Origin of the sequence: Flavobacterium supellecticarium (assembly GCF_004801375.1) — a bacterium.
Taxonomy (GTDB): domain Bacteria; phylum Bacteroidota; class Bacteroidia; order Flavobacteriales; family Flavobacteriaceae; genus Flavobacterium; species Flavobacterium supellecticarium.
Map to the genome: position 1 here is coordinate 172,445 of NZ_SSNZ01000006.1, position 19,645 is coordinate 192,089.

12 protein-coding genes are annotated in these 19,645 nt (G+C 39.4%); 3 read left to right on the forward strand and 9 right to left on the reverse strand.

Annotated elements, in window-relative coordinates; translation table 11 throughout:
- Position 1 precedes the first annotated feature (1 nt).
- Genes E6C50_RS13230 through E6C50_RS13245 form a run of 4 tightly spaced genes read right to left on the reverse strand, consistent with a single transcriptional unit; the run spans position 2 to position 7,961 of the window.
- Positions 2-688, reverse strand: a complete 687-nt coding sequence (locus tag E6C50_RS13230; RefSeq protein WP_136403706.1) for a LolA family protein — start codon at positions 686-688, stop codon at positions 2-4.
- A 6-nt stretch (positions 689-694) separates the two neighbouring features.
- On the reverse strand, positions 695-1,252 hold the full coding sequence (locus tag E6C50_RS13235; protein ID WP_136403707.1) for a hypothetical protein: 558 nt from the start codon (positions 1,250-1,252) through the stop codon (positions 695-697).
- Positions 1,253-1,263: 11 nt separating this feature from the next.
- On the reverse strand, positions 1,264-7,362 hold the full coding sequence (locus tag E6C50_RS13240) for a hypothetical protein (RefSeq protein WP_136403708.1): 6,099 nt from the start codon (positions 7,360-7,362) through the stop codon (positions 1,264-1,266).
- Positions 7,359-7,961, reverse strand: coding sequence for a hypothetical protein (locus E6C50_RS13245; RefSeq protein ID WP_136403709.1), 603 nt, complete (start codon positions 7,959-7,961; stop codon positions 7,359-7,361). Before E6C50_RS13245 ends, E6C50_RS13240 begins: the two co-directional genes overlap by 4 nt.
- A gap of 485 nt (positions 7,962-8,446) precedes the next feature.
- Between E6C50_RS13245 and E6C50_RS13250 the strand changes: the two genes are divergently transcribed.
- The 3 genes from E6C50_RS13250 to E6C50_RS13260 are packed head-to-tail and all read left to right on the forward strand — an operon-like array spanning position 8,447 to position 9,918.
- Positions 8,447-8,644: a helix-turn-helix domain-containing protein gene (locus E6C50_RS13250; RefSeq protein ID WP_136403710.1), complete on the forward strand. Its 198-nt coding sequence runs from the start codon at positions 8,447-8,449 to the stop codon at positions 8,642-8,644.
- Between the two features lies 1 nt (position 8,645).
- On the forward strand, positions 8,646-8,981 hold the full coding sequence (locus E6C50_RS13255; protein WP_136403711.1) for a HipA N-terminal domain-containing protein: 336 nt from the start codon (positions 8,646-8,648) through the stop codon (positions 8,979-8,981).
- The gene (locus E6C50_RS13260) at positions 8,974-9,918 is read left to right on the forward strand and encodes a HipA domain-containing protein (RefSeq protein ID WP_168732821.1); all 945 of its coding nucleotides are present in this window, start codon (positions 8,974-8,976) and stop codon (positions 9,916-9,918) included. The genes E6C50_RS13255 and E6C50_RS13260 overlap by 8 nt, the downstream gene beginning before the upstream one ends.
- A gap of 82 nt (positions 9,919-10,000) precedes the next feature.
- Here E6C50_RS13260 and E6C50_RS13265 read toward each other — a convergent pair whose 3' ends face one another.
- From E6C50_RS13265 to E6C50_RS17750, 5 genes are all read right to left on the reverse strand, one after another.
- Positions 10,001-10,597: a T6SS immunity protein Tdi1 domain-containing protein gene (locus tag E6C50_RS13265; RefSeq protein WP_136403712.1), complete on the reverse strand. Its 597-nt coding sequence runs from the start codon at positions 10,595-10,597 to the stop codon at positions 10,001-10,003.
- Between the two features lie 301 nt (positions 10,598-10,898).
- On the reverse strand, positions 10,899-11,429 hold the full coding sequence (locus E6C50_RS13270) for a hypothetical protein (RefSeq protein WP_136403713.1): 531 nt from the start codon (positions 11,427-11,429) through the stop codon (positions 10,899-10,901).
- Between the two features lie 2 nt (positions 11,430-11,431).
- Complete coding sequence (locus E6C50_RS13275) at positions 11,432-15,580, reverse strand: hypothetical protein (RefSeq protein ID WP_136403714.1); 4,149 nt, start codon at positions 15,578-15,580, stop codon at positions 11,432-11,434.
- A 156-nt stretch (positions 15,581-15,736) separates the two neighbouring features.
- A complete protein-coding gene (locus E6C50_RS13280) occupies positions 15,737-17,047 on the reverse strand; it encodes an ATP-binding protein (protein WP_136403715.1) in 1,311 nt (436 codons plus the stop codon).
- Between the two features lie 301 nt (positions 17,048-17,348).
- Positions 17,349-19,645, reverse strand: a 2,297-nt coding sequence (locus E6C50_RS17750) for a hypothetical protein (protein WP_211089546.1), incomplete at its 5' end; no start/stop codon positions are given.

The window sequence follows — 19,645 nt, forward strand, 5'->3', positions numbered from 1 at the left end:
TTTATAATGTTATAGCCTTATAATTTTTTAATTTACCGGTAACGATAAACTTTTTGTCTTTAATCGTGAAAAAATCCTGTTGTTTGATTTGAGGACATTTCGGATGCTTAGCGTAGCGTACTTCCAGTTTTGGGTTTTTTATTTTTGTCTTCTTATTCTTGACTGTAAACTCTTTTTCACCAACAAAATAAAATTCCTGTTTCACCAGACTGTAATCGGCTTTATTGATATAGATGATCAATCGGTCCATAGCCACCTGGGAATACTTTCCTGATTTTAGCTCACAGATATAATAGGATTTATCCTGCTTAAGTGAGTAGTCCGGAAACAATTTCAGAAACGATTGCAAGGCAATAGGCGAATTGTTGTTTTCCACTTTACCGATCTGCAGTATTTTTTCCTGATGGTTGATCATAATATTATTCGATCCAAAACTGGCAAACTCATTATCTTTAATTTGCTGGTAGTTGATCGTATTATTTTTATAGATCGTTCCGGTATAGGTCTCAATCGGTTTGGTGGCCGTAGCCGTGCTATAAAAATTATAGGTTGACTGATAACAATAACTTTTTTCGGATTTATATTTTTTTTCAACCTTATCAAACAGTTCTTCCACCGCTTTCTTTCCCTGCGAAAAAGTAGGAAGTGCCATAACGAACAGTAAATAGAATAGTAGCGTCTTTTTCATGAGCATTTAATTTTGTTTAATACTGTTACTTCTTGTTTCCTGTATGGTAAACACCCCTTTTTCGGTTTCTTTTTTAACGCGTATCAAACCGCCTTCCAGATCGTATTCGTAAAAAGTGGCGTAATTGTTTTCATCGAGTTCGGCCATCAAACGTTGGGTTTGTTCATCGTATACAAAACTTTTCATCGATCCGTTATACGGGTGAAAACGGATGTCGTCGAAATAACATTCGGTTGCGGTATTCGAACAAACCAGTTCTATTTCGAGTTTCGGAACGGTCGCAGGTTCCAAAAAAGCGATGGTCACCTCTCCGGCAATAAGCTGCCAGCCATCGATAATTTCGCCAACCGGATGTAGGGTTGCCATCAACGGTGCCGACGTATTGGTCAGGCTTATTTTAATCGATCCTGTATAGGTCAATTGTTGCGTGGGATGAATTTCTTTGATCCATCCGCTTACCACATATTTACCCGGAGTGGGTTGAAATGAATTCGTAAAGTCGGAATACTGTGCATTTAGTTTTACACTTATCAATAGCACAAAGAATAGAATATATCGTATCATCTGAATGTAATTTAAAAGTTAGTGCAAGTATCTGCTGCTATAGTATAGGTTGAACCTCCACTATTATGACAGTAAAGACGTACACAACAAGTCGTATTCCCCATACTCACCGTTAACTCTTTATAGCTTCCTAATGAGTTCGATGGAGGGGTCTGACCTGGAACTGGTAACCCACTAGGGAATGACCCCGACACACAGATATATACTATTCGATTGTTATTCGGATCTACTGTAATATTAGTAATATCTATCGGATCGGAATTAGGACCTATATAACTGGCTATTATATCGGTAGCTGTAATAGCTGCCGGGAATGTTAGCTTTACTCTTCTTATGGTTTCTCCTGAACAACTTCCTTCTGATCCTACTATTTCAAATGTATAGGCACAATTTGCCGGATCCGTACTAGGCGGCGGCGGACAAGTCTCCTGGCGAACAGAAGCCGGAGCGGTAATCATTTCCCGTACTAATTTAACCGACTGACCCGTGGCTACTTTGATACTTCTCTTTCCGGTGTGCGAATGATTTGTCGAATAGTTTGTATTAGTCCCATTAAAACTAAAATGCGGTGGATTTACACTACTTGTTCGGCGTGTTTCTTCAAAACCATCAAACCCCATTTCCGAATATTTTGAATTCGAAGCCACTGCCATCGGCAACGTATAATTATAGCCATATTGCGCGGCGCTATATCGGTTTAAAGCATCTTTATTTTCCAGTTCGGTTCCATACGGGCTGTATAAAGTGATACTACTCGCACTTTTCCAATTGGTCGTATTGGCCGTCCATAAACCATTAGCATATATATAAAACGGTACAAACTTCGCAAAGAAACCTTCATTTCTTGGATTGTTTACCGAAGTCGTTGCTGCATTTCTACTGGTTAAATAGGCATACGATTCCTGAGCTCTCCAATCGCCTTTGATGTTCCATAGGTACGGATTTACCCGTACCGCATACGGATAATTCGGATTCCCTTGTCCGTCAACAGCGCCACTTGTCGCAGGATCCGGATAATATGGTAAATTATGTTCCGATTGTGGTTTCCAGTAATCGTTATACACCACGGCACTGGCATTTAGTATTCTCGGGTTCGTACCTGACGTGCCATCATACTGTAAAACACTCTGATCCAGAAATCCGATCTGATTCCCAGCATCTGTAATCGTAATCGGATTCTTCATCAATGTTATCGATGCCATCGAAGCCGCCTGTAAGTTTCGATACCCGGAACGCATAATTTTAAACGGAATACTACTATAGGCCGAGCATTTGTTAAAATAATTCCCGTCTTTATCCATTAAAAGAATCCCGGTACTACCATTATTAGAAGCAAAACCAACCACCCAAAGTCGGTTGACAAATAATGGTGTTGATGGAACAGCGGCAAGTGCCTGCATTTCACCTTCGACAGGCTCTAATGTTGTGGCATTTTTAAGATATAACTCATCGCCCAAATGGAAATATTTTGTTACATCCTCAAAAGCACCAAGCCAGAAATACGGTTTGTCTGTTGGTGCACTTGAACCTCCTACAACAGTAGCCGTCAAATTCGGATGAATTTTTAATGCCCCTTCAATACCAATATTGGTACTCGCCAATCCCATACCGTCGTATTTCCAGTAGGCCGGATAGGTAAAGGCATAGTATTGGTCGTTATATTCGTTTGTGGTTTGCGTCAGGATTACCTCTCCGGAACTCGCATCCCACGCCAGGTTTTTGGTTGAAACGCTTGATCCCAGATCATAAGCAATTTTCTCCACCAGTATTCCGGTTTTATGAACGTGTTTTGTAGTCACAGCCGTTCGCAATAAATTTTCATTATAGGAATATTTAGGTAATATCGTCGGTACAAATCCCGGGAACAATGTGAATATAAAGGCTCCGAGATTTCCGTCGAAACCAGCTAATTCCGATTCGGAACGGCTTTCGTTAAAATCATTAATCATATCATAATCCACGCCGAGTAATTGTCTTTTTACCTCGCCATTTTTATTAATGGTCTGTAAGTAATTATCCAGATTACCATTCGCATCGACATTATATTTATACTCGACTTTCGAAATCGGTTGCGTATTTCCTTCGGCATATACCTCCTGCGATTTTACTTTACCATTCATATCGTTGGTTTCGACTGAATAGCCCTGTGACATCGTTAAGTGGCTACGCACCATAAAACTAACCAATTGCGTAACAAAGCCCATAAGCTGATTCGGACTTGGAATATCACTTTTTACATCCGGATCGGTAAAGTCCACTTTTGTAGGGAAATCATACGACGTATAATGTCTCGTAACCACCTTTCCAGTAGCATGTCTTTTAACCTCTTTATTGCCTTCTTTTCGAGGCAGGTTTTGTACCGTTACCTTCGAATAGGTAACCCGTGGTGCCGGGAAAAAGTTTTCCCCGAACGGTTTTTCCACATAATTGTTTTCTCTTGGTGCCGATATGTTTTGCGCATAGCTACCGCTATTCGGATATAACGGTTCCAAAAGGGCATTTTCGGCACTTCCGTTTGGCTCGTATGTCGCTACTCCACTTGATTTTTTATTATTCCCTTTACTATCACCATCATCATCATACGAATAGGTCTGACCATATTCCATACTCGACAAGTCAGTTCCTCCGGATTGGGTTGAACTCAGCATCGAACCCCATTCGTCGCTTAAACGGATGGATTTAACGCGAAGACCGCCACCCAGTTTTCTTCCCTTACTGTTTTCCAATCGGATCCAGGATTTATCGGTTTTAAAAATCCGGGCACAACCTTTTCTTTCCAGTTCCCTGTTCGGTCCATCGAAAATTCGGCTAATGGATTCAATACTACCCAACAGGTCGTTTACGATGGAAACAAAATTGGTATTACTATTATCGCCACCGATACTGTATACAATTCGGTTTAAATAGGTTCTACCAAAACCCCAACCGGTTTTCGCAATCGGATTTACATTTTCAGGACCACCAGAACCATCCCGGTTTAATAATTTTAACGGAATGGCGACTACCTTTCCATAATTATTAATGTTAACCACATTTATTTTTTGCGTATCCGTTTCTCCAATCTCAAAATACCCGGAAACATATTCGTATTGCGAAGCATTCGCTGTCATATTCATTAAAAACCGGAATTGAATCGCTTTGTCTAAATTTTCCCGCAAATAATTATGTACAAAATCCTCTCGTGTATTGATTCCACTGGCATCATCAAGCTTTATATAAAGATATTTATTGTGACCAATTTCATTATATAAGGTATTCGTGATATCTCCCGACCCTGGATTCTTCGTACTTCCGGCACCAGCGACCTTAAACATCTGCATCGCTCTTTTATTTTGAACGTACTGATAATCGTCACTTTCCGTTTCGATAGCAATGACACCACCTGATGGTAGCTGAACCGATTTTAGCGTCCAGGCTCCGGTATTGTTATCCGCTATTTGTTGATTACCCTGATCCACAAAAGGATATTCGGTATTGGACAATGCGGAATTAAGATTCCCACTTCCGGCCGGATTTACTTTATAATTCCCCCAAATATCAAAACCTTTCGGATCGTAGTCCGGATTGTTAACAGCATCATTCGTAATGGTATAATTATCCGGTTTGTTTTTTGATTTTTCCAATCCGTAATGAAACACATACGGCGTATACCTTCCCATGTTGGAATCGCGGTAGGTAAAAAACACCCGTTTCAACGTTAGCTTTCCTTTTGCCGGAGCCAATGAGTTTGGTGTGTTTTTACATAGCGAATAATCGTAATCAAAATGGGCAGTTTTAATCGGCTTGATAGCACTGTTAATTCCCGGATCGAAAATATCACCCGATGCATTGGTTACTTCCGGTCTGGAATACAATCGGATGGATTTGATTCGTTTCATTCGCTCTGTACCGGCACCGCCCTGTTCTCCCGCAACTCCTACAGCATCCAGTCGGTCTTCCAAATCAAAGAAAGCCACATGTGTTTTGGTACTGATTTTATCCAGATAGGTCAACTCTTTAATTCCGTATAGGTAGGTTCCTTTTTGATCGTCCTTATGTGAAATCAGTCCTTCGTTATACGTAGCCATATTTGCCTGGAACGGGATTCGCCACTTATAATTGTTAACCGTTTTATAATCAAATTTTGTAAACGTTCCCAAATCGTTAAGACTTGGCCCGTTGCCATCCACATCCTCATAATCGGCCGATAAAACAGAAGTGATCAAATAACTATGCGCATACGGCGGCGTTGTAATTTTATTCAGGAATTTATCACTTCGACTCGTATTATTCCCTGATGTTGTACCGTTATACGGCACCAATCCGTTCGTATTATTTCCGGTTTGACCGGAAACATCAAAAGTAGCCTCTACTTTTCTCATGTTATAGGCTGTTCTACCATATACATAAGTAGAACCATCGGTTTGTAATACCTTAATTCCAGCCGTATGGTGGACTTTGGCACTGTCGTTTTTGATCACAAAAGGATCGCCTGCCGTTTCTTCGGCGGTTACTTTATGTACCAGCTGATTTCTCAGGTAACGCTTCGTTCTTTTAATTTTCGAATCGATAACATGGGAAACGCCATTATAACCTTCATAATACCTATTGGTTGTCATCCGGTTTTTGGTTCCACCATCTAATCCGATTCGCAAGGCTTTTTCCTTATGGATTTTATCAAGATAGATACTTTGCTCCGGATCCACAACGGTGCTTCCCACCAGTTTATAGGTTACCGGCTCATATTCCATTTTTTTCGTATCGGTACTGCTTTCTTTAAAATACTGCAGTACGTTATTATTGTTTACCCATCCGCCTGTAGTACTCGTTGAAGGCGCTACTTTAAAGTCGACACCTGTGTGCGCTATATTTCCAATTCCAAATTCAACTCCAAGGCTTGCTCCTTCGCCATAATCTGTAACCTTATCATTATACAGATAACTCACCTGAGAACGGTATGGGCGGAACATTCCCGACACCCCTTGTCCGTCAATATTATAGATATCGTAGGTATAATTGGTAACCGGTAAAGCTGTTGTATTTTCGGTAACGGTTCTTTCGTTTTCGCGGTTAAAGTCCAAAACACCGGCCTGAGCTCTTTTGTATTCCGTATTTTCATAACCGAAAGCTTTCTCTTTTCGATTGCGGTATTGCGACGCCACTTTCTGATAGGATCCATAACCTGATATTTGTCCCTGGAACTCCGTTAAAAAGAATTCGCTACCAAAAGCCCCGTTAAAGGTAAAACTTGTATTTTCGAAACCTACCCGTTTACTTGGGGTATAGCTCATATCATTAAAAGAAACACTCCCGCCTAAAGCTCCTGCTGCCTTTGTTTTTGAAGTGACCTGCGTTTCTCCTTTTTCCGTTTTCGAATATAGATTACTCATACGCTTTACACTAGCAGACAGGTTTAGATTTTCCACCCCTTTTCTGCTACTGAATCCTAAACCTATAGTTCCGGTACCCTTTAAACTTTCGGAAGTTGTATTACTATCAAACTTTTCTTTTAATTTCGCAGATATACTAACCGTAGGATTCACACTGGCTCCTTCTGTAGCGGAACCGGTAAAATTTAAACCTACCGCTACATTTTCACTTAGCTGGAAGCTAAGTCCGAAGGATGGTTTAAAGGTAATTCCTTCATAATTGTTGTATTGCACACCAAGTCCTACTCCGGGTTTGAAAGCGTCATAACCCGCAAAAGCAGCATTAAAACCAAAATAGGTTCCCACGGTAATATTCTCCCGTAAATCATTTTCATACTGCATTACGTCACCTCTAAAATCATCGGGTAATCCACGTACCTGTCGTTCGATTTGTCCAACGTTTAGATTCCATCCAAGACCTACCCATGAGGCTTCCTGATCGGTAGTGATCCCGGCATTATAGGATAAGTTTAGCGGATATCCGCCGACATCCATAATCGGGATATTATAATTAAAATCACCACTGGCCAGATCCACCATATCCGAAGTTCCTATAGGCGTAAAGGAATTAAACTCGGGTTGCGACGGACCACTGGTTAAAGCGTACATATGGATGGGTTGCGTGATTTCGACAAACATCATCAACGCTAAATACCATGCGACAACTTTAGTAAACTTGCTGTTTCGGATTTGTTTTATCATAAGGCTATTTCTGTAAATGGATCTTTAAACTGGAATTTCAGGGTACCTTTTTTAAAAAGGTTATCTTTATAAATAAGTTGAATTTTGGCATTGGGATCGATGTTCGAAAAGAATAACATCACTTTCTGATAGGGAGTGATTTTATAACTTCTTTCGAATAAGGCTGCCGAACAGGGAATCGTATCTTTCTGATTGACCACGACCATAAAATCCTTTTCAATCGAAAACGACATGTATTTCACACCATCTTCATAGGAAATACCGGTATTCTCCGAATCTAAAATATCTTTTTCGTTTTCCTGCTGGAAGGTGAATTCGATAACCCGTTCGCGTTTATTCTGCTCATAGAGGGAATCGACAAAAATTAAATTCTCATTTCCTTTGTCTTTTAACAGGTAATACTGAATGGGTACTTCGGTTGCGGTAAAGTCGATTTTATCCACTTTCTGATTGTAGACTTTGGATTTCCAACCTATTTTTTCAAGGTTAAAGTAACGTTCCCGGATTTCGGAATCGTCAATGCTTCCCTTTTTATCTTTAGCACAAGATAAAAGCAGTAGTAAAGAGAAAGCAGTAAAAAAGGTTTTAACTATTTTCAAGGCTTTAAGGTATAACCAGACAATTACAATTTACTTGTAGGTTGTAAAAATTGACCTTTCTCTGGGCACTGAAAGGATCAAACGGGCGCAAAAGTATTATTTTTTATATAAAGAATGTTTCTATATTGTAGCGAAAAGCTTATTTTTTCATCAATATCAACTAAAATTATGATTTATAGCACTTTATAAAAATCACTTTAAAGTGATTATTTAAACAATGGGCACGATTTTACAACGAAAACCATACGGCTTGTTACACCACTCTTTTTTCTTTAAAAAAACACGAAATGGCTTATTTTTTACAAACCATATCAATAAGGCAAGGTGAATATTTTACCCGGTAATAATTTTCTGACGTGCCAGATGTCAATTTAAAAAGATATTTTATACGCAAAAACATATAATTAAATCCGAAAAAGCTTTTTTATATCTAAAAACATATAATTAAAATATTTTCAGTATCTTTATATTCAAAAGCATATAAAATGGATTCAATTGCTGACTTTGTAAAAAAGAGACGTAAACAGGCCGGACTTACGCAGGAGGAGTTTTCATTGCGAGCCGGTGTCGCTCTAACGGTGGTTCGAAAAATAGAACAAGGCAAGGATAATTTAAGTCTATCGAAGGTCAATCAGGTTTTAAAAATGTTCGGGCATGTAGTAGGCCCAATTCAGGAGCAATAGTATGAGAGAGGGAATTGTAAAATACAACAACATCGTAGCCGGTTTATTACAGGAGCTTGACAATGGGGAATATGAATTTAAGTATGACGACACTTATATCAAAACATTTCCCGATGCTTTTGTCTGTTTTACGATGCCGGTGCGTAAAAATCCGTACCGAAGTAAAACACTGTTTCCTTTTTTTGATGGTTTGATTCCCGAAGGATGGCTGTTAAACATTGCTTCTGAAAGTTGGAAAATCAACAAAAATGACCGTATGGGACTCCTGTTAGCCTGCTGTCAGAATGCTATTGGAGCCGTAAGTGTTCACCCAATAAATCCAGATAAAAATGCGTAGATGTCTTTATTGTTATCAGGAATTAGACTCTCTGGAAGGTGATTATCATGCCAAATGTAACAAAGCCTTTTTTGGATCAAACGAAGCACCAATACTTCCTTACCGACTGGAAGACATGGCAAAACTGGCCAAAGAAGCCATTGAACAATCGGTAACCATTCCCGGAGTTCAACCTAAATTATCGTTAGGCTATATTCAATCGGAATTAGGAAAAGGACATAGCGGACGTTTAACCATCCTGGACGCACTGGAAGGAAACTATATTCTAAAACCTCAAAATCCGGATTACAAACAGATGCCTGAAAACGAACATGTTTCGATGAAACTGGCGGAGTTGTTTAAAATCGGCTGTGTTCCTTCCAATATGATTCGTCTGGCTTCCGGTGAGTTGTGCTATATTACAAAACGCATCGACCGACCAGCTCCCAATACTAAAATTCACATGATCGATTTTATGCAAATTTTAGAATTGGAAGACAAATACAAAGGAACGATGGAACGGGTTGGAAAGACTGTTGGCGAATTATCGGCAAATACCTTACTGGATAAAGTGCGTTTTTTTGAACTGGCTTTATTCAACTTTATCATTGGGAATAACGACATGCATTTAAAAAACTTTTCGATGTTTTTGTCGGACATTGGTTGGGTATTGTCACCCGCTTATGATCTACTCAATGTAAAAATGATTTTACCAAAAGACGAAGAAGACACCGCGTTATTTTTAGGCGGCAAAAAAAGTAATTTTAGCAAAGTGTATTTTGAGCGTTTTGGTGTTATTTTGGGATTAAACGAAAAGCAAATCCGTTCTGTTTACAAACGATTGGAAAAATGGCTTCCACAGGCGGTACGCCTAATTGAAATTTCCTTTTTAAACGAGGAAAAAAAAGCAACCTATAGCAATTTGATTACAACTCGTACCGGTTTACTTTTAAGCTAAAACACGATTCACAAAAACATAAAAAAAAGCGAAGCCCCGAGAAGCTTCGCTTTTTTATTGTTATCAAAATGTCCCGTTCTTTTTACTGATGTAATTGCGATACTAATTCCAGATGTGTTTTAAAATCAAACAATTCCATATTAGAAACGCTCTCCTTACCTCCTAAAGCTAGTGCCAAGGAATACCCCGCGCACTTATCATGCGGAATATGCTTAAATTTTTCCATTACAGCAAACTCTATTTTACCATTACAATCATCCAACCAAAATCCAGAAGCTGGCAAATCCCATTCAACTAAAACATTAAAGCTTGTTGAAATAATATTTTTCTGTCCTGTATGAATATTTAAAAACGCTATGTTTTTTCCAAAGCTATATTCCTCCCATAAAAACAAACATCCCGTTGCCGTTCTTGCAAAAACTTCTGCCTTGTCGGACACCTCAGGAAAACTCCTGGCGATTTGGTTGTATTCCTTAGGATTTAGTAAGGCAAATAATCCTTTCTTATACAAACAAAAACCATATTCTTTCCAAATATCGGTTATAATATCGGCGTTGTCTTTATCCGCCATTAAAACACCTTCATACTCGGCAATCAAATTGTTATCGGCTACTGCATAGTTTTCGGATTCTTCCATAAAACCCATAAAAGATTTATAGATTATTTCAAATTCAGTCATTTAAATTTTACTATTTACGTTTACTATTCTTTTTACACTTAATGAAAGCATTTTATATGGATCGCTAAATAGTTGTAAAAACAGCTATACTTCCTTGCTTCGTTCATTGGGATCCTATGGAACTATTCGCCGATCTGCCTCCAATCATTTGATGATTATCTCTGATTTATTGCTCAATAATTCTGACTAAAATTAAGTCTTTTTGTTTAACCGACTATTTAAAAATAAAAAAAACGGCAAGCGTAAAAGCTTGCCGTTTGACTTTATTCTTCCTTAATGGGAATCCTACTTTATAAATGAATTACGAATTTTTCAGATATTCTTTTAAACTCCATTCATCAGTTGATATTGGTTCTATATAACGCTCAACTTTTACAGGTGTCCCTAGATTACGTATACGTAGGCTCTTATCTTCATCACCTCCTACGTGCCTCCATTCTTTAGCGTCTGAAGCTACAATCATATCAGCAATAATTTTCAATTCTCCTTTTATTTCTGCAACAATAAAGCACTCCGAAATTTTTCTAATGTCCTCACTGGGTTTGGCGATAGAAACGTAACATGCCCAAATACGTCCATAATGTGCATTCTCATACTCACTTATCTTAAAAAGATAACGTGGATTTGGATAGGGAGTTTCCCTATAAAAAACATCTGGTTTAGGGCTTGTTAATATTGGCAATCCAAAACCAACAGTAATATCATTCATATACGATTTAATTTCTGTTGCTAAAGCATTATACTTTTCAAACTCTTCTTTTTTATTTCCGGCGTAAATTGCTTCTTGTTCTTTTTTAAATAAAAAATCGATAAACTCTTTTACTGCTTTCATTATTATTTATTTTTAAATAGTTTGTTTAACCATATATCTCCATGATCAGTACTTTCATCGAATATACCCAGTTGATTCTTAAACTGATCTTTCACTTCGGCTATATAGAATACCGATTCACAGCGTCTTGGATATTGCTTCATTTGCTGTAGTTTTTCTAAAGTTACCTTTTTCTCTTCATCAGTCATATTTTTATGTACCGTTTTTAGCGTTTCAATTAATTCATCTTTTGCTAAAACTTTATAATTTGCATATACTGTTAAGTCAAATGTAACAAATTTATTTTGATTCTTTTCCATTACCTCCAAGATCTTCTCTTGTATTGTATTTTCAGCTTTAAGCATTGTTTTCTTATTAAATTGATCCGATGTCAAAATAAGATTCAACCCTTCCTGATAACCAGATCCCAAAAACTGATCACCTAATACGTGTGCTGAGTTTAATTTTAATCCATAATTATCCACACCCAGTTTACCAGCTGGCAAAGTAAGGCCTCGAGTACCTACTTTTTTCAGAACCAAATTCGTTCCTTTATTGACATGATTTACCGTACGTTGCTCAACGTTTTCTATACCAATAGCAATCGTAAAATCTTGTTGTCCATACTCATGGGCTTCTTTTGCATACTGATAAGTCACCATTACTTGACCATCACCTAAAGGTTCAAATTTTACATTTATTGGTTCAAATTGCTTATGTTCTCCTCCTTCATCTTCAAAAATATCGCTAAGATTATAATTATCACCAAACTGGCCGATTGTTGCCCCCAATCTTTTCAGTTTTTCCTGTGCTGCTTCAATTTTTGCTTTATCCTTATCTTTTTCTGCTTTTTCCAGATCTTTTTCTGTATTTGCTTGTATAGTATTAAGGCGCTCAAGTCTCTGCATAATGATCTCCGATTTACCTTTAAAAGCAGCAGAGGCCGGATATCGTTTCACTTGCTCTATACCGCGATTTAATTTTGTAGAAAGCTTAGCCTTTTTACTTTCCATATAGATCTCATCCTTTTCAAAGCTCAATGTATGTTTCTTACCATTCATCGTAAACACCTCTGGAGCAACTTCATGGTAGGCGTTTTTTACACTCTTATCGACATTCGTCTTATCCTTATCTTTGGTCTTATCTTCTTTCTTCCCAATCCCCACTTTTCCAAGCAGTGCTTTTCCTTTCTCTTTTACAAAGTTCCAGAACTTGGTAATTCCGTTTACAATACGCTGGCGGATTTTATGAATCACACCCAACACTTTGTCGGCTAGTCCGCTGATACCTAAAATTGAGGCTAGCAATCCGATTAATACCGGGATGGCTTTGGCCAATGCATTTTCGATCGATTTGGCTACAGCGCCCACTTTACCGCTGGCAATAGCCGAAATACTATCCATAAACGCACTGATCAATTCGGCAATCTGTGCGGCACGTTGTACGAAAAATTTCACCACATCGATAATCGCCATAATGGCTTTTACAAACGCTCCTACCGGCGATAACAATCCTAAGATCCACTTGATACCCGCCTGGATAACCTGACTCTGGATGATGTCCATAATGGCATCCATTACCGTTGCTTTAATATCCTGGAACTGGTCTTTCAGGTATTCCCAAAGTCCTGCGATACCGTCTTTACGTACCACCTGAACAACCTCAACTCCGGTTTCCAATACTTTCATCAACGGCTCACCTACTACTGTCGCTCCAATGGAACGAATTCCGCTCCAGGTCAGATTCAACACTTGCATCGTAATCGAGAAAATACCTTTTAACGAGAAGATATCTTCCGGCATCGTAATCGTAACGCCTTTGGCAGCTCCGGTTAACCAGGCAAAGAATCCGGTTTGAAGGTGCGTCCAGATGTTTGTTGTAAAGTTGGAGAATCCTTGTCCGACACCCGCAATAAGGTTTCCAAAGAATCCGATTGGGTCCATGATGATGGCTCCTACAACCTCAACCACTTTTGCCAATAGGTTCGTCAGCGTATTTTTCACCTCAATAATAAAAGCAAAAACACCACTTAAGGCACTTAAGGCCATACCTACCAAGCCTTTATTCATGGCTTTTAAGTTTTCAATTCGGGCATCGATTGCTTCAATATTTTCGACATATTTCTTCGCCAATACATCAATAAGGGCATCTTTTTTATTGTCGACATCTTTTTCAAGCGCATTGAATTTCCCCTGAATTTCACTGATCGCAGCCGCTCCGAGTTTCTTTAAGCTTGGCGATAAGGTGTTGACATAATTCTGTACCTCTTTCTTACCGGTCGCGATTCTTCTTTTTGCTGCATTTAACTGATTGGCTACCACATTGGCGATTTCATCAATATAGGTATCCATTGTTGAAACATACTTTTCTTTTCCGGTCACAAAGTATTGTTCTACTTCTTTCGGAAGCCCTACCATAGCATCTTTGACACGCTTTAAGTTTCTCCAATCCAGCCACGAATCGCCATAACGTCTCTTTTTATAGGCTTTCATCTCCTTGTCTACGTGCTTTTCAAAAGCAATTTTTGCGGCTAAACTTCCCGCTGCGAATTTTTTAGCAACCGTATCATCAAGACCGTCTAAAATACCTTTAACATCCCCTTTGGCATCGTTATAGATTTTGTTGATGTTATCGGCAATTTTTTTACGTTCAGCGGTGTCTTTAGAGGCTGTTTCTTTCTGGTTACCAAGCACTTTATCCAGTCCGCCTTTACGGGCACCATGCATTCCGGCAATTTGCTTCGCGGCTTGTGCCTGTGCTTCGTTCTGGGTTTTGTTTAGTTTCTGATTTTCGTCTATTCTAAATTGGTTGGTCGCAGCCTTACTTTGCTCTTTTGCTTTGTTTTTCTCGTCTAAAGCCCCTTTGAATGACGGTTCGTTTGAGTTGGCAAGCATTTGATCGGTAACGCCATGTTCTTTCATTTGGCTGTCGATGCTATCTGTTTCCGATTGAATTGGTTTTTCAATATTGGCTGCCTCTCTTTTTGTTGGCATTGCCTTGGCCGCATTAACGCTACCCGGTGCTTTACCGTGTTCCGGCATTGGCATTTTGGCAACATTCCGAACCGGTTGTTTCGATGTATCCGGTTTTTCCGCTGTGGTATTCTGGATACTTCCCGAAGCGGCATTTTTCTCTTTTTTGACAGAGCCCATTGCTTTGTCATTGACCTCCTTAATGTTGTTATTTTTCTCGAACTTATCGGCATCTTCCTCATTTGTAGGAAGCTTTACACCATCAATTTTCTTTTTCAGTTCGGCTTTAAAAGCGGCAGCACTAAACAGCCCCGGCTCCTGTGCGCTCATTTTATTTACCTGACCGGCTTGTGCCATACTTTGGCGTTCATTCGACGGTGAAGGTGCGGCAGCCTGGGCGTCTTGCGATGCCTTACTTGCTGGTCCGTGTTTTCGCTGTGTTTTTGCTGTTTCGACAACCTGGCCTTGCATTTCCATAAAAACAGGATTGGCAGTAGCTGTTTTTGGTGTTGTATCCGCTACTTCTTCTGTTGCTGCTTTATCTTCGACTGTCTCATTTTCGCCATCTTTCTTATCCGATTTATCAGCTGCTTTTATAGCAGGAGTAGATTCCGTCGAAGCACCAGCGTCACCAGAGCTTTTTGCATTCGAAACGTCAACCAGCTTTTCATCAGTTGCTTTTTGCGCCGTTTCAGCCAACTTCGGATCAGCCGGTTTGGCACCCGGTAATTTTGTCTCAACCGGCTTTGCTTCTGCTGTCGGTTTTGCTTCCGCTGCTACAGCATCCGTTGGTTTTGTTGCCTCCGATTTTGTGTCTGCAGCTTTTGCATCTGCGGTTTTTGCATCGTGATATTCTCTCAATTCATTAATTCCCAGCGTACTTCGATATTCCATTTCTTTCTGCCTGGTATCGGGATGATCCAATTCACCTGTCGTTCCCATACTTGCCTGAAGCTGTTGGTATTTTTGTTCGGAACCATCGGAATACGCAGGATTGGAGCCGTGAACAGCCGGAATACTTTTGTTTTCGGACTGTGGGCTACTTTTTTCTGCACCGGCTTGTTCATTTTGAGCCACCGATTCCTGCGTTTGAAAATTGGCATTCTCCGTTTCGCGCAGAGAAAAAGGCGAATTCGCTGCCTGTTTCTCATCTTTCTTTTGCGCTGCTTTCTGCGGATTACTCTCTTTCTCTGCGTTCATTGTTTACTAATTATATTGTTTCCTTTATTTTATGATATCGTCAATGCCATACAAAGTGTAATCGCAAGGATTACACTCCATATAACATTTTATTCCCGGAAAAAATCGGTTGGTTCTGATTTATTTCCGGACCACTTTTTACGTTTTTCGGGAAGTTTAGCTGAATATTTTGTCTTCTTTTAAATATTCCTTTTGAATACTTTCCAATAGTATGTTCTTGCTCACTCTGTAATCAGGCGATTTTGAAGCAATTGTTTTTAAACTGATATCCTGGATGACATTCATGATATTTGATCCTGTTAATTCATAACGTCCGGCTATGGCTTCCAGGTCGATATCTTCCATGTTTAATTGTTTGGGTAAATTCTGTTTCCAGATGCGCAAGCGCTCTTCCTGTCTTGGATTATTAAATCGGATACAACTGTGAAAACGTCGCGTAAAAGCTTTGTCCATATTATTTTTATAGTTGGATGCAAGAATGATCAATCCGGAAAAGGTTTCGATACGCTGTAACAAATACGACACTTCCTGATTGGCATATTTATCCTGTGCGTCGCGAACGTTGGTTCGTTTTCCAAAAATGGAATCGGCTTCATCAAAAAACAAAATCCAGTTTTTATTTTCGGCTCTGTCGAAGAGCTTTGCCAGTTGTTTTTCCGTTTCACCAATGTATTTGGAAACCAACATGGAAACATCTACTCTAAAAACAGGTCGGTTTGTATATTTCCCCAAAAGGCTGGCAGCCAGTGTTTTTCCTGTTCCCGGATCACCATAAAACAACACCCGGAAGCCTGGTTTTAGCGTTTTTTGCATATCCCATTCTTCCATGAGAATATGACTGCTATTATACCAGGCTTCAATACTTTGAAGTTCGTTTAACGTGGATTGGGGAAGTATAAGGTCGCTCCACGATCTACGGGTGTTTAATTGTTCTGCCGGAAAATCATTACTCATTTTCGGCAATAATTCGATTCCAAACAGGATGCGGTTAAAGGCTTCCTGCGTGACATCAATTTTATTGTGTACTGCGTTCTCATTCTGATTTGATACTTTCAGGATGTTTTCTTTTAGCAATATATTGGAGTCATCAAAATAATGCAATGCCTGTAATCGTCCTGCGATACAGCTACCGCCTAAAATAAACTGTAAGGCTTCAACGGTTGGTAAAAAAAGCCTGCCACTATCATTGGTTGAACATAAATCAAATAATACGCTATTGGGTACCTCTAAATAAATGCGTCTTAATAACGCCGGGTCCAATTTTGGCATCAGTGCCATTAAGAGAATGACAACTTCATGACGGGCAAGCTCTTTCTCCGAGATATAGTCGCCTAGTGGAAAGCCTTCATGGTCACTAGTACTAAATCCAGGTGATTCTGTATTGAAATCCTGAGAAGGATTGTTAATTCTCCAGACAATTACTTCCTCCAGATATGTAAATAATTGCTGTATTTTTTTCGACTCCATTGTATTTTTGTTGTTTGTTTTTGTATCAGTTTGAAGTTCAAAATTCACGATTTTTTTTTGCAAAAAGTAGTTTTTCGGGCGTTCGATTCAGTAGTTGCAGTAAGTCGCAAAATCCATTATTTTCAAAAAATAAAGCACTAAAAATCAACCGCATACAAACAGGCATGCACGGCTCAAAGAAACCCGATCCGGAATGTTTTACAGGACTATTGCAACGACCGTTTTAACGATGTTATTTAGAGTAAAAAACCTCACAACGTTTTGCAACTATTTGTGAGGTTCTGATTAAAATTCAATCGTATTATTTTATATAATTAACTACGGCATAGCTCTGTTCTTCCATCTGGAAAGCGACAAAGCCTTCTTTATTATAGAATTCGTAGTTATGGGGTTCCAGAATATGCGGCGTGAAATACTTTCCATCCGAACTTCTGAAGTACATTATATATTTGATTTGTGCATTTATCAGGTCATAATCCTGATACTTCCCTTCCGGGTTAAAATGAAACGTAAGTACTTTTAAAAATCCTTTTTCGTTTGGATCGTCCCCAGCCCTATTCATTTGCCCTAAAGTCAACACATGGTTCGGTTCGGTTCCCGGAGCAGCCGTTACTGGACCCGAAAAAATACCCGCTCCTTCAACGTCTAATCGCGCTTTAGGTGACGATGTACCGATTCCGACATTACCGCCCTGACGTTGCAGGCTGATATCCCGGTTATTTTTCAAATTATAATCGGCACCCTGAATATTCGGAATATCGACTTTAGATGTTTCAATTCGCAATGACTTATTCTCCGATTTATCTTTAGCCGCAAGCACACCTTCGATTCCCAGATTTCCGAATTTGGTTTCATTACCCGATTTAAGCAGGTAGTCGCCACCACCACTTCCATTACCGGCGCCTAATAAACTCCAGGGCGACCACTCGCCATTATAAAATGCCCGATTATAGACTTTATTAGACATTCCATACGTATGATACGTCTGGTACGACATCATTTCATCATTAAAATTTCGGGTTACGGTTAGCATTCCAGCCATAAACTCCGGATAATTCTTACCTTCTCTGGCATACTCATCTGAATTTTGTGAAAAAACACCTGTTTGTCGGAATTCATTCAAATCATCACCAGGTCGCAACTCTCCTTTTACATTTAAAGTACCGTATAAATCTGCTTTATTAGCCAGACCTTCGTACATAACACCAAATTTGGCATCTACTTCGTTGGTATTGGCTTTTTGGCCTAATTGCGCATACACCTCGTTGGCATTGGCTTTTTCGGACAACTTACCATTCATATCGGATAGTTTCAGATTCACATCGGTAGTATTTGCTTTTACAGCCAATCCGGCATTTACATCTGCTACATTTGCTTTTCCGTTTAATCCGGCATTCAGGTCATTTATTTTACCATACACCTCATCCGCATTAGCTTTTGCATCCATCAAATGGGTAACCTCAGTAAATTTTATATCCATGTCACTCGCACTGGCTTTTGAAGCCAATCCGGTACTTAAATCGATCATACTAGCTTTTAACGCCAAGCCCTCCTGGATAACCGTTGCCGTTTCGTCAAACCTTGTATTGACATCTGCTATATTTGCCTTAGCAGCCAGATCCGCCAAATTCGCTTTTCCGGATAATTTTGTATTGACATCGGTAATGTTTTCTTTTAATGCTAATCCGGCATTCAAATCGGTGATATTGGCTTTTGCAGCCAGATCCGTTGCATTGGCTTTTGCGGCTAAACCGTCCTGTAATTGCGTAACACTAACTTTATCCGCTAATCCTGTATTAACATAGGTTGTATCCGCTTTTAAGGCTAAGCCTGCGTTTACATCCGTGATATTCGCTTTTGCAGCTAAACCGTCCTGTAATTGCGTAGCACTAACTTTATCCGCTAATCCTGTATTAACATAGGTTGTATCCGCTTTTAAGGCTAAGCCTGCGTTTACATCCGTGATATTCGCTTTTGCAGCCAGATCCGCTAAATTTGCTTTTCCGGACAATTTTGTATTGACATCCGTGATGTTTTCTTTTAACGCTAAACCAGCATTCAAATCGGTGATATTGGCTTTTGCAGCCAGATCCGTTGCATTGGCTTTTACCGCTAAATCGCTTAAACTTGCTTTTTCAGCCAGACCTTCTTCAAATTCAACAACACTAATTTTTTCAGCTAATCTTGCATTGACATCAACTGTGTTCGCTTTTAAGGCTAACCCAGCGTTCAGATCCGTTGTGTTTGCTTTTACAGCTAAACCGGAAGTCAACTCGTCTTTGCTCGCTTTTAAATTCAAATCCGTGATATTGGCTTTTTCCGCCAAATCGCTTAAGCTCGCTTTTTCAGCCAAACCTTCTTCAAATTCAATAACACTAATTTTTTCAGCCAATCTTGCATTGACATCGGTAATATTCGCTTTGGCATCAAGATCGGTTACGTTGGCTTTGGTTGCTAAATCCGTAACATTGGCTTTTACAGCTAAACCGGAAGTCAACTCGTCTTTGCTTGCTTTTAAATTCAAATCCGTGATATTCGCTTTGACCGCTAAATCACTTAAATTCGCTTTTTCCGCTAAACCTTCTTCAAATTCAACAG